General features: G+C 69.4%; 7 protein-coding genes and 2 pseudogenes. 2 read left to right on the forward strand and 7 right to left on the reverse strand.

Annotated elements, in window-relative coordinates; all coding sequences use genetic code 11:
* Positions 1-336: 336 nt before the first annotated feature.
* Positions 337-2,871, forward strand: coding sequence for a tetratricopeptide repeat protein (locus F8274_RS00865; protein ID WP_192579648.1), 2,535 nt, complete (start codon positions 337-339; stop codon positions 2,869-2,871).
* Between the two features lie 471 nt (positions 2,872-3,342).
* Here F8274_RS00865 and F8274_RS00870 read toward each other — a convergent pair.
* The 7 genes and pseudogenes from F8274_RS00870 to F8274_RS00910 all read right to left on the reverse strand — a co-directional run.
* Positions 3,343-3,798, reverse strand: a pseudogene (locus F8274_RS00870) (replication-relaxation family protein); the annotation flags it as partial.
* Positions 3,767-4,423 (reverse strand): annotated as a pseudogene (locus tag F8274_RS31600) (penicillin acylase family protein). The pseudogenes F8274_RS00870 and F8274_RS31600, both read right to left, overlap by 32 nt.
* A 283-nt stretch (positions 4,424-4,706) precedes the next feature.
* Positions 4,707-6,434, reverse strand: a complete 1,728-nt coding sequence (locus F8274_RS00890) for an NAD-dependent malic enzyme (RefSeq protein ID WP_151460330.1) — start codon at positions 6,432-6,434, stop codon at positions 4,707-4,709.
* 975 nt (positions 6,435-7,409) lie between these two features.
* The gene (locus tag F8274_RS00895) at positions 7,410-8,174 is read right to left on the reverse strand and encodes a polysaccharide deacetylase family protein (protein WP_151460331.1); all 765 of its coding nucleotides are present in this window, start codon (positions 8,172-8,174) and stop codon (positions 7,410-7,412) included.
* Complete coding sequence (locus F8274_RS00900; RefSeq protein ID WP_370518184.1) at positions 8,171-9,007, reverse strand: glycosyltransferase; 837 nt, start codon at positions 9,005-9,007, stop codon at positions 8,171-8,173. The genes F8274_RS00895 and F8274_RS00900 overlap by 4 nt, the downstream gene beginning before the upstream one ends.
* A gap of 275 nt (positions 9,008-9,282) precedes the next feature.
* Entirely contained in the window at positions 9,283-10,047 is a 765-nt protein-coding gene (locus F8274_RS00905) for a hypothetical protein (RefSeq protein ID WP_225853512.1), read from the reverse strand.
* Positions 10,048-10,335: 288 nt separating this feature from the next.
* A complete protein-coding gene (locus F8274_RS00910; RefSeq protein ID WP_151460333.1) occupies positions 10,336-11,025 on the reverse strand; it encodes a response regulator transcription factor in 690 nt (229 codons plus the stop codon).
* Positions 11,026-11,128: 103 nt separating this feature from the next.
* Here F8274_RS00910 and F8274_RS00915 point away from each other — a divergent pair, with 103 nt between their 5' ends.
* Positions 11,129-12,532 (forward strand): cell wall metabolism sensor histidine kinase WalK, encoded by a 1,404-nt coding sequence (locus F8274_RS00915; RefSeq protein WP_151460334.1) that lies wholly within the window; start codon positions 11,129-11,131, stop codon positions 12,530-12,532.
* Positions 12,533-12,539: the final 7 nt, after the last annotated feature.

Genomic DNA, 12,539 nt, shown 5'->3' on the forward strand with positions numbered 1-12,539 from the left:
GCCGATGAGGACCAACGGTCGATGCGATGTAGTCCAGCATTGACCAATCTGGACGGGGACACGATATTTGACAGGCTTCAGCCGCCGATCCGGTGGGAGGTCACCCCGGTGCTCAGAGACGATCTTCGGCGGCTGCACGTGGGGGTTGGGAGGCCTTCGTACCGGGATTTGGAGACCGCAGCCGATCGGGCTGGTCTCGGGCTAAGTCGGCAGTCCGCAGCGAACCTCCTTACCGGGACCGGAACGCCCCGATGGAAGACCGTCGAGGCGTTCGTCCGCGTGTGTTGGGCAATCGGCAGGGTTGGACCGAAGGATGAACTGACGCGGCTCGCCTCCTTGACGGAGTGGCAGGAGCGCTATTCCGCCGAGTTCGACCGCGACGATGTCGGAGCATCGGGCTCGCTGCCACCGCTTAGTCTCGGCGTAGCAGGGCCCTGGCGCCTGACACCGATTGACGGCGCAGCACCGCCAATCCCGCCGCAGGCCGCGCTGAGCTATCTGCTATCGGCGCGCTACCGGGTCGTCCCGTTCCTGGCCCGCGGAGCCGAGCTCGACTCTCTGACCAGTTGGCGGGACGGCGGGCCGTCCGAGGCAGCACGACTCGTGCATGCGCCCGGCGGCCACGGGAAGACCCGGCTTGCAGACCGGTTCGCGGCGCTATCGCGAAAGGCGGGCTGGACCACGACGGCGGCGGCCCCATACCGGCCGGGAACGCCCGGCCGTCGCCACGCGGGCGGCCAGGATATGGTCGTGATTGACTACGCCGAGCGCTGGCCGATGCAGGACCTCGTCGACCTCATGACCGCCCTGCATGACAGATCGAAACGGCTACGCGTGCTGCTGTTGTCGCGTTACTCGGGCACGTGGTGGCAGATCTTGCGGGCGGAGCTAACCAGTCTTGGCGTCGTCGCCGACCCCACCCCGCTCCCGCCGATAGCCCTGACACCTGAGCTACGCCGGGAGACCTTCGTCGCGGCCCGTGACGCTTTCGCGGAACGGCTGGAGCTGCCGCCCGACATGGCCACGTCGGTCGCGACACCGCCATATCTCGGCGACGGCTACTTCAGCAGGGCACTGACCCTCCACATGGCCGCGCTCGTCGCGGTGCACGCCGCCACGACTGGCCAGCTGCCCCCCGCGGATCAATCAGCGTTATCCCGCTACCTCCTTGACCGCGAACGCCTGCACTGGCACAGGTTGCACGCCAAGGGCCACGCCGCCCCGGGCGTGGACGGCGCGGTGACGGTCGCCGCTGGCACCATGGCTCGGTTGGTTTACGTCGCGACCACGACCGGACCTCTCGACCACGACGACGCGCGGAAAGCCGTCACCGCGGCGCTTGAGGACCCGTCGGCGGCAGACCGGATGCTGCGGGATCACCGTGTCTGTTACCCGCCGGCCGAACAGCGGCTGGCACTGGAGCCCCTCTACCCCGACCTGCTTGGCGAGGACTTCGTCGCGCTCATGACGCTCGGACACCAAGTCGCCGCGTTCGAGGCCGATCCGTGGGCCACCGACGCGCCGATGCGCCTCGTCGGTGCGTCGAACGCCGCGCCCCCGTGGACGCCCCGCCTGATCGCTACGCTCGCGGAGGCCGCGCGGCGCTGGCCGCACCTGGCCACGGAGGTGCTTAACCCGTTGCTGCGGCTCAGACCGGAGCTAGCGGCCCTCGCCGGCGGCCCTGCGTTAGCCGGTCTCCTGTCGCTGCCCGGTCTGGAGCCACCGGCCCTCGAAGCCGTCCGCGAGAACCTCGCGCAGCGCGGTCTGCCGGAGTTCCATCCGGCCCGCGCGATCGTCACCGAGCGGCTCACCGACTACTACTTGGGCGGTCCGACCATTTTCGGCGTCACGGCCATCCGACGGGGGCAGTCAGGCGTGCGGCACGCGATCGCCGGCAACCTGAGGCGGGCACTGGTCGAGCTCACCGAAGCCGTCGACGAGGCCCGGGAGCTAGCCCGGATACTCCCCAACCACCACGGCGACGAGGCCCTTGCTGGGCATCTTCTTAATCTGGCGGGCGTCGTAACACAGATAGACCGCCTGGACGAGGCGGAGACCCTCGCCCGAGAGGCCCTGGCACTCGCGCGACAGGTTGCCGAACGGGATCCGCACACTCGGCGCGCGCTCGCCCGGGCGCTCACCAATACCGCCATCATCCTTCGCCGGCGGGGACAGCTAGACAACGGCCTCCGGCATGCCGAGGAAGCCGAGGACATCCTGCGCGATCTCGCCTCGACCGACCCGCAGATCGAGGAGGACTACGCGCAATGCCTTATGACCATTGCCGCCAGCCACCAAGCCCTCGGCAACCTCAAGGTCGCCGGCGAGAGTGTCAACAATGCCTTGCAGACCTTTACCCGACTGGATGGCGCCTATCCGGGCCGTTACCGGGACCGCCGGGCGCGCGCACTTCTTCTCACAGCGGAGCTACATTTCCTCAGTAACCAGCCGGGCGAGGCGGCGAGAGCTCTCTTCGCCGCGGTGCCGTTGCTCCGGCCGCTCGCCGCCGCCATGCCCGCCACGTACGAGCGCATGCTCGCCCTGACCTTGCGCAACCTCGGCACCATGCTGATGGTCACTGACCGGCCGACTGAGGCTATCGAGTTCGCGCTTGAGGCCATCGATATGGGACGGAAGTTCCGCACGGTCGAACCGCATGAAGGGTCGGCGGAGCTCGCCCAAGCGCTTATCACGGGATCGGGCGTCATGGCCTCTGTGGAACGGGACCGGGACAGCCTGGCCTTCATTGAAGAGGCGGTCAGAATTCTGGAGGACCTGTCAACGAGCGATCCACGACACGATCGGTCGCTCGAAATCGCTCGCGGAAACCTGAAGCTGGCCCGCAAACGGCTCTCGGGGGGACTTGAGTAGGGCCGGCCAGAGTACCAGGCCTGACCCGCCTCAGCGGTGAACCACGGCGCGACTTGAACCATCGCATTCAGCCCGCCGCCGTGGATGGCTTCCACGTATCCGTCGAGCTTGCCCTCCGTTGGCCGGAAGCGTTCCGATCCGCTGGCCATGCCGATGCGTTGATGCCCGAGTCAGACCAGATGGGACACCGCGAGCCGTCCAGCGGGGCGGTCGTTGCACGAGACCAACGCCGCCTCGACGTCGGGCAGGTAGCTGTTCATGGCGACCGTCGGCAAGGAGCGACCCACGAGCGGGCGGTAACGGTCGCGATCGGCAGTGGTATCCACGTGAAGCCCAGAGACGACGATGATCCCCGAGGCCGCCAGGATGGAGGCCCGAGGTCACAAACAGACCTATTGGTCGACCGATCAGCCTGACCTCCACCGGCGAGTTCGACCTAGCGGGGTCGGTGGGCTTTATGCGCGCCAATCCTCAGTTGATGTCGGCGTCTCCGGTGTATCGGTGCGGGTTGGTGGCGGTGTGTTGAGGGCCGTGGTCTGAGGGCAGTTCATGCAGCCAGCGGCGCGGCCCGGCGTCGGAGGCGAGAGCCCAGGCGGGTCCGGCGGGGTGTTCGTCGTGCAGGCCGGTGGCGATGGGCATGACGGTGGGCACCCCGGCGAGCGCGCGTTGGAGGTTGGCCTCCCGGCGGCGGCTGGGCACCCGCAGCAGCACCGGGTAGCGGGGCCCGAACTGGGCGAGGCGCTCGTAGCCGCGCAGCTTGCGCAGGACGACGGCCAGGGACTCAGTGCCGTTGTCGTGCTCCAGGAAGAACCCGACCTGCCGGTCGCCGACACACCACACCCCGTGGGCGTCGGGGCGGATGCCGGCGATGGCGTAGGCGGCGGTCGCGTGCTGCTCAGACCACCACCTCGCCAGCCGCACATCGGGTAGCCGTAGCCGGAGCTTTCGTCGTAGTGCCACGCCGTGTGTGGGTGGCGGCGGCGAACACCGCGTCCCGTAGGCACTCGTGGAAGGCCACCAGGAGGGCCAGACCACGCTCGTACACCGCAGCGGTGCCTCGCCACGACTCGATCTCGGCGAGCGCCGGCGCGAGCACGGCCACGCCAGCGGGCACATACCGGCGGATGAGGTCGCGGTGATAGGTGTAGAACGAGGCGTTGACGTCGTGCTGCCACCGCGCGGCGGTTTCCGGAGCCGGGGTGGAGGTCGTGGCGAGCAGGTCGGCCACCCGTCGGGCTCGGGTGCCGGGGAACAGGTTCCAGCTTTGCCCCGCCGTCCGGATCGCTGCGTTGGTGTTGTTGCAGTTGACCGGGGCCGTCGGCGGAGTGGATCACCCGGGCAGCTCGGCCGGTGGGATCCAGTCCTGCGGCGTCGATCACCGACCGTCGGTGCGGAACCCATGCGGTCCACCGCTGCGGCGCGGGAACGGTCCCCCCACCGTCCAGCCGATGGTGCCGCTGGCGTCCGCGAACATCGCGTTCACCGGTGGCAGGCTGCTGCGAGTGAAGATGTCTATGCCGTCTGCCACCCGATCAGCGTGGTAGAGCGTCACCTGCCCGAAGTCGGCAGATCAGGTCAGCCTTCCAGGTGGGCAGACGCCCGGCACGACAGTTCACCATCGCCCCAGCCTTCTTGACGTAGCCATAGGCGTGGTACACGGGCTTCGGCATACGGTCGTCGCCAAGTGGATGAGCGACCGCTGAGTCTGCGCCCCCCAGTAATGGCCGGCGGGTACGTCCACATCGCCGGGGAGTCGGTCCCTGTGCGCGTGCCGGTCGCGTCGATGCCGATCGGCAGGTCCCGGATCGTCGGGGCGTCCTGCTGCTGTGGCGCGCTCATCGCGACGCCGCCGTGACCTGCCGGTAGGTGGGCTGCCACATGGCATCCTGTACCTGCTGGACAGGGTCGGTCAGCGTGACCTGCGCCAAACCCTCTTGGGCAGCTCGCTTGGCGACGGCGACGGCGACGGTGGCCGAGGTTGTGCGGAGGTTCTCCACCTGGGGAAGCAGCGAGGCGCCAGGCGTGGCCACATCGACCATGCCGGCGATCGCGTCAGCGGCGGCCTCCAACATCCCGTCGCTGATCCGCCGCGCCCGGGCCACGATGGCACCCAAGCCCAAGCCCGGGTACACCAAGGCGTTGTTGGCCTGGCCGATGGCGTAGGTGACGCGGTTGTAGGTGACGGGAGGAAGCGGAATCCCGGTCGCGATCAAGCCCCGGCCGTCGGTCCACGGGATGATCTGGTCGGGCATGGCCTCGATCCGCTCGGTCGGATTGGACAGCGGGAAGATGATCGGCCGCTGCACGTGCGCGGCCATCTCCCTGACCACCTGCTCGGTGAAGGCGCCATGCACGGTCGAGGTGCCGATCAGCATCGTCGGCTTGACCTGAGCGACCACGTCGGCCAGGCCGATACCCGCCGCCCCCCGCTTCCAGCCGGCGACCTCCGCGGCCGGCCGGGCGTAGCCGACCTGGAAGTCCCGCAGATCCCGCATGTCATCGATGAGCAGCCCTTGCTTGTCCACGCACCAGAATCGCCTCGTCGAGGCGTCTCGGTCGGCACCATCGCGGACCATCGCGTCACGAAGTTGGTCGGCGATCCCCACCCCGGCAGTGCCGGCTCCGAAGATCACCACCCGCTGCTCGCGCATCGGCGTGCCCGACACTCGTATCGCGCTCAGCGCCGATGCCAGGACGATCGCACCGGTTCCCTGCATGTCGTCGTTCAGCGTGCAGACACGGTCGCGGTAGCGCTCCAGGATCCGCCGGGCGTTGCTGGGACCGAAGTCCTCCCAGTGCAGCATCGCCTTGGGGAACAGCTTGGTCGCCGCGGTGACGTACGCCTCGATGAACTCGTCGTAGCGCTTTCCACGTACACGGCTGTGCCGATTGCCCAGGTAGAGCGGGTCGTTGAGCAGATCCTCATTGTCGGTGCCAACGTCCAGGGACACTGGGATCACCCGGGCTGGGTCGATGCCGGCCGCCGCGGTGTAGACCGCCAACTTGCCTACGGCGATGTCAATCCCGCCGGCCCCCCAATCGCCGATGCCCAGGATCTCCTCGGCATCGGAGGCCGCGATCAGGTCCACGTCGTCCGGGCCGAGCCCGAGGTTGCCGAACGCGTCCTCGATCCGCTCAGGCGCGTCGATCGACAGGTACACCCCGCGCGGCCGACGATACTGGTGGCTGTACTGCTTGATCGCCTGCCCCACGACGGGGTCATAAACGATCGGCAACAGCTCCCTCAGATGATCGGCGAGCAGCCGGTAGTACAGCACCTCGTTGCGGTCGTGCAAGGCCTCCAGGTAGACGTTCTTGAGCAGGTCGTTCGACTGCGCGTGCAGCTGCGCGTACGCACGCTCGGCTTGCTCGTCCAGGCTCAGGAACGCCGACGGCAGCAGTCCCTCAAGCCCCAACGCCTGCCGCTCCTCGGGCGTGAAGGCCGTCCCCTTGTTCAGCAACGGCGTCTCCAGCACCTCCCGACCGCGCGCGGTCGTGCGGTAGCCGTCACCAGACTCCTGAAAACTCCGCCCCACGCCCGCCGTCCCTATCGTGGCCGACATGTAAATAGCCCCCCTGGATCAGCGCAGAACCAGCAGCGGGCGCCGATTGCCCTGCACTAAGTCGGCTAAACTTCACACAGAGAGCCAGGTCGCCGCCGGCCTACGCCTCTTGCCGGGCGGCGGCAGGGTGCGGTATTCCTGGCCGGGGTCTGCGCGGTTGCGGGCATAGACTTTGACCGCCGATCACCTTGTCAATGCCGCCGCGCTTCTCCTGGCCCAGGGGCAGTCCGCCCGTTGTACCCCGACATAGGCAGCGACAGCGCCGAGAAGCTGCGAGTGCTGGCGTAACTGGCCACAACTACCGCAAACGACGAGGCGCCCACGGCCAGCTACCAGCGCACAAGAGCGGAAGCCTTCCGAGTCGACAGGATTAGCGCGTGATGCCGCCACTAGAGGACTTTCCGAAACGCTTCGAGCGTCGCGATCGCCAGCACTACGAGGGCGGAGACTTCCCAGATCCACCCGTGAGTGGGGGGCGCGATGTTCGGCCGCGATCACATCGACCCTGCCCCTCGGAAACGAGTCGAGTCCGAACAGGACGAGCCCGGCGCGCAGCATTCGGCGGCATGGCCGAGCGCACTTGGCGTTGCCGTCCTCGTCCTCGTGCCCCTCACGGCGGGCCGTTGCGGTCGTTGACTCGCGAAGGAGCGGGTTTATGGTGGCTGGATGCTTGACCTGGCAGCAGGCTGAACCGATCACCGGGCCACGCTGGAGACGTTGGCAGAACGGATCACAGGCGGCCAGGCGAGAGAGGTGCGAGCCAGCCGGTTGAGCATTCTCTGGAGGCGGTCGAGGCCTTCTTGCTCGATCAGGCGTTCGCGAGGGCCCGTGGCCGGGGGGTTGCAGGCGATTGCGAGGACGTTCGCGGGCGCGTTGGTCTCCGCTGAGGCGGACACGGCGGGTCGGCCGTGGCCGGTTGTGCACCGAGGATATTCGCATCGCGATGCTTCCTGTTCTGACCGTTGCCGCTCAGCCTCATCTCGGAGGATGGAAGGGAAGCTGAAGAGCTGTGTGGATGATCTCGTGCTCGCCGAGCGGGCCGACGTTGAGGCCGCGTGCTCGGCAGGTGGTCAGGATCTTGGGTAGCGCCCCGAGCGTTGCCTTCCAGGACCGCTGGGCGGCATAGTGGTCGCTGTCGTGTAGCAGGATCGTGGCGCCGCCCGTGAGCCCACGCCGCACCGCGCGGAAGATCGAGTCGGGAGTTGCTCGCGACGTCCAGTCGCGGCCCCAGCAGCTCCACAGCACGGGGGTGAGGCCGAGACGCCGGGCTGCTAAGAGCCCGGCGGTGCTGGCGACGCCGTAGGGCGGGCGCCACCAACGCGGTGTCGCTCCGGTCAGTTCAGAGATGACCGACGTGGCGCGGGTCAGGTCGGCGCGGGTTTCGGCGGGGCGGCGCGTAAGCAGGAGACGGTGCTCGTACCCGTGCACACCGATCTCGTGTCCGGCTGCGGCGATGGCCCGGGCGATCGACGGATGCTGTTGGGCCATCTCGCCGACCAGGAAGAACGTCGCCCGTATCCCGGCACTGTCGAGCAGCCGCAGAAGTTCCGGGGTTGCCTCCGGATGCGGGCCGTCGTCGAAGGTGAGGGCTACGTGTGCGGGGTGGCCGATGCCCGCGGTGGCGGGCAGGAGGCGCCGACGCAGCGGTCCGATGGCGGCCAGGGCAGGCGTGCCGTGGGCAACTGCCAGTCCTGTGGCGGCCGCTGCGAGCACCTGGGCGGTCGCGCCGGGAACGCTCATGGCGTCCTGCTCCCGGCGGCGGCCGGCCCGACCACCCGGGCGAGTCCGGCGATCACCTCGGCCGCATCGACGCTCACCGTCGCGGCGGTCAGCGCCGCCCGCTGCCGGATGATCGCGCTGCCGTCCAGGGCCAGGCGCAGCTGCGCGGAGAGTTCGCGCGGGGTGCGCGGCCAGGGCGACAGGTTCGCCGCCGCGAGCACGGCGGCGTTGGCGGCGCCGTGCCCGGGCAGGCAGCGGTAGCTGATCAGCGGTACGCCGCTGGCCATCGCCTCCACGCTTGACAGCCCACCGGCGTTGTGGACGACCATGTCAGCGGCGCGCAGCAGCTCCGGCATGGTGTCGACCCAGCCCAGCGCGATCGCCTCGCCCGATACGCCGAGCCGGCGGCGCAGGACGTCGTTGCGTCCGCACACCACTACCGGGACGGCGATGCCGCCGGCGGCGATGTCCCGCACGGTCGACTCGACATCACCCACGCCCCAGGAGCCGGCGACGACCGCCGCGAGCCGCTCGTCGGCCGGCAGCCCGAGCAGGCGGCGGGCCGCGGCCTGCTCGGCACTGCCGCGGGCGGGCCGGAACGCCGGATCGACGATCGCGGAGACCGCCACCGCTGGGAACCCGAACCGGCGTACCTGGGTGGCCGTCGGGGTCCCCGGTGCCAGGTGAAGGTCGATGCCCTGCGCCACGCACAGAGGATGCACGGATGGGTCGGTCATCACCGCCGCCGCGGGTGCGGTGATTCGGCCGCTGCGGCGCAGTTGCCCGAGGACCTGAGTGGCCAGCGGATAGGTCGAGACGACCGCGGCCGCGGCCGGATCGATCGCGGCCAGCATCCGCGTGGCGGCCGCACCGGCCGAGAGCGCGGCGGCCGCGGCCGACATCCGGGGACCTCCCACGGCACGCAACAACCACCCCCACGTCGCCGGCGCGGTGCGCAGTTGCCGGGCGTACGTATTGCGCAGCGCGCTGCCGAGGCCGGGCGGGAGCAGGTCGAGAAAGTCGTGCCGTATCACCGGGAACCCCAGCCTGGTCAGCCGGCGGGAGAGCTCGCGTGCTGCGCCGTCGTGTCCGGCGCCGATGCTGGCCGAGATGACGACGACCGGCCGGGTCACCACGACCGGGTCCGAACCCACTCCGCCTGCGCGTCCAGTGCTGGCTGGTCGCGCTTGGAGGCGCTGAGGTACGTGACGGCGGCCACGATCGTGAGGAGGAAGACGAGGCTGGTGACGACGGTGCCAAGGCCGAGGCCGCCCTCGTCGCCGGGTCGGGCGAGCAGGTCGCCCAGCGACGCACCCAGTGGCCGGGTCAGAACGTAGGCGGTCCAGAACGCGACGACGGCGCCGAGCCCGATGAACCGGTGCGCGACCCAGACGGCGGCGATCAGGGCGGTGAAGATGGCCGCGGCGACGGCGTACCCGAGCCCCAGCGCCTCCGCGGCGAGGTCTCCCGCGGCGGTGCCCAGCGCGAAGGTGAACAGAATGGCGAGCCAGTAGAAGGCCTCCCGGCGCGGGGTGTCGATCGTGTGGATCGAGAGGGTCTTCTCGGTCGCGTACCAGACGGCGAAGGTGGCGGCCAGCAGCACGGCGAAGACGACGGTGGTGACCTCGAGTGGCACGCCGACGTTGTCGACGAGGTTGTCGGTGATGAGTGTGCCCACGATGCTGATCAGCACCACGACGAGCCAGTACAGCGTGGGCACGTAGCGGGCGGTGCGGGACTGCAGGACGAGGACGATCGCGAGCAGGACGCTCATCACCACGGTGGTCAGCGTCAGGCCGAGCCCGAGAGTGACGTTCAGGAAGTCGCCGAAGGTTTCGCCGACGGTGGTCGCCAGGATCTTGATGATCCAGAAGAAGACGGTGACCTCCGGCACTTTGCTCAGGAAGCGCCGCAAGGCACGGTCAACGTCAGGACGCGCGGTGTCGGTCATGGCGGAAGGCTGACAGCGCCGTCCTAAGAGATCGCTGAAGACCGCTCGGGAGGTAGTGCAGCGGATCTCAGGATGCGGATCGACTGCTCGCGCCGATCCACGCGCCCTCGACCAAAGCGCCGACCGCCGCGTGCGTCACGCGGCCAAGCGGTCGCCGACCTGCCAGGTCCGACGGATCCGCTGTTGGATCGGGCTGCCTTCCACGGCTCAGTGGATCGGGCAGGTGTTGATTTACCGGCCGCCGTCGGCGGCCAGGCGGTAGCCCATCCCCCGGACGGTCTCGATCGCCGCCCGGCCGAACGGGTGATCGATCTTCTTGCGCAGGTAGCCGATGTACACCTCGACGATGTTCGGGTCGCCGTTGAAGTGGGCGTCCCAGACGTTTTCGATGATCGCGGTCTTGGTGACGACGTGGCCGCGGTGGCGCAGCATGAACTCCAGCAGCGCGAACTCGCGGGGGGTCAGCGCGATCGGAGTGTCACCGCGGGCGACGCGGCGTTCGGCCGGGTCGAGGCTCAGGTCGCCCGCGGTCAACACGGCGGGGCGTTCGGGAGCGCCGCGGCGGATCAGGGCGCGTAGGCGGGCGGTCAGGACGACGAATGAGAACGGCTTGATCAGGTAGTCGTCCGCGCCGAGGTCAAGGCCGTCGGCCTGGTCGTACTCGCCGTCCTTGGCGGTCAGCATCAGTACCGGTGTCCAGATGCCGTCTCGGCGCAGCCGCCGGCACACCTCGTAGCCGCTGAGGCGGGGCAGCATGATGTCCAGCACGATGGCGTCGTACGCGCCGTGCGGCGTCTCGGTGGCGGTCCACAGGCCCTCGGCCCCGTCGTGCGCGAGGTCGACGGTGAACCCCTGCGGGGCGAGTCCGTCGCGGATCGTCTCCGCCAGCCTCACCTCGTCCTCGACGACGAGCACCCGCATCCGCAACCTCCCAGTTCCCGGTCTAGATTGCCTGATTCTGCTGAAAGAGTTCTGAGCGGCGCCTTCAGCGGGTACTCAGGCGGTCACGGTTAGTGTGGCGGCCATGCGAGCACCCGATCTCTTGCGACGGCTGAGGCTGAGGCTGGGTGTCCGGCTGCGCTCCGCGCTCGCGGCCGGCCTCGTCGTTGCCGTCGCGTCTGTGCTCGCGGGCGGCGTGTTGCTGGTCACCGCCCGCGGCATCCTGCTCGACAACGTGACCACGTCCGTGAACGACCGGGCCACGCAGGTGACGGCAGCGCTGGCCGGGGGTGACTCCTCAGCGCTCACGGAGGCGCTGCGACCGTCCGCGCCGCAACGGTCCGTCGTGCAGGTGCTGAATCCGGCCAGTGAGATCGTCGCGGCGTCGAACTCGGTGTCCACCGTGTCGCCGATGTCCGCATTGCGGCCGGCGGTGGGACAGCGTGAGTGGGAGACTCGACGGCTCGAGATCGAGCAGGACTCGCCGTTTCGGATCGCGGCGACCGGGGTGAGCACCCCGGCGGGTCCGCGGATCGTGCTGGTGGCGGGGTCCCTGGACGCGGTCGACGACGGTACCGAGGCGATCATTGCGGCGCTGTTGGTCGGACTGCCCTTGCTCGCGGTCGTGGTGGGCGTCGCGACGTTCCTTTTCGTCGGCCGTACCCTGCACCCGGTCGAGGCGATGCGGCGGCAGGCGGCCACGATCACCGCGCGCAACCTGCACGCCCGGCTGCCCGTGCCGGTGGCAGACGACGAGATCGCGGCGCTCGCGGCGACCATGAACACGATGCTGGATCGGATCGAGGCCGCCTCGGCGGCGCAGCGCCGGTTCGTCGCTGACGCCAGCCACGAGTTGCGCAGCCCGTTGGCGACGATCCACGCCAACGTCGACCTGCTCGACGCGGCGGGGCTGGCCGAGACTCCGGCTCGTTCGGTGCGCCGCATTCACGCCGAAAGCGCCCGGATGGCGCGGCTCGTCGACGATCTGCTACTGCTCGCCCGTGCCGACGACCAGGCCGTGCGGCTGCGCCGCGACGAGGTGGACCTCGACGATCTGGTCTACGCCGAGCGGGAACGGGTCGCCGCCGAGCATCCCAGCCTGCACATCGAGGGCGGCGTCGAGCCGGTGCGAGTGGTGGGGGACCCCGACCAGTTGCACCGGGCGCTACGCAACCTGGTCGACAACGCCGTGCGGCACGCCGGCCGCGCCGTCGTCGTCAGCCTCGCCGCCAGCGACATCCACGCCGAGATGGTCGTCGGCAACGATGGGCCCGCCATCGCCGCCGCTGACCGGCAACGCGTCTTCGACCGGTTCGTGCGGCTCGACGACAGCCGGTCCCGGCAGGGTGGCGGTGCAGGGTTGGGGCTGCCGATCGCCCGTGACATCGTCGTCGCGCACGGCGGCAGCTTGACCGTGGACCCGCTGGCCGACGGCGCCGCGCTGCGGGTCCGGCTGCCGCTTCCCACCCCTAACACCTACGGCGTGTAGGTTTAAC

Source organism: Micromonospora sp. AMSO31t, from assembly GCF_008868175.1.
GTDB lineage: Bacteria > Actinomycetota > Actinomycetes > Mycobacteriales > Micromonosporaceae > Micromonospora.

What these genes read in the sequence shown, in the direction of transcription:
- F8274_RS00900 (WP_370518184.1), bottom strand. Translation starts at nt 9,007, where the DNA reads ATGCTGGCCGCGATCGATCCGGCCGCGGCCGCGGTCGTCTCGACCTAT.
- F8274_RS00915 (WP_151460334.1), top strand. Translation starts at nt 11,129, where the DNA reads ATGCGAGCACCCGATCTCTTGCGACGGCTGAGGCTGAGGCTGGGTGTC.
- F8274_RS00895 (WP_151460331.1), bottom strand. Translation starts at nt 8,174, where the DNA reads ATGAGCGTTCCCGGCGCGACCGCCCAGGTGCTCGCAGCGGCCGCCACA.
- F8274_RS00910 (WP_151460333.1), bottom strand. Translation starts at nt 11,025, where the DNA reads ATGCGGGTGCTCGTCGTCGAGGACGAGGTGAGGCTGGCGGAGACGATC.
- F8274_RS00890 (WP_151460330.1), bottom strand. Translation starts at nt 6,434, where the DNA reads ATGTCGGCCACGATAGGGACGGCGGGCGTGGGGCGGAGTTTTCAGGAG.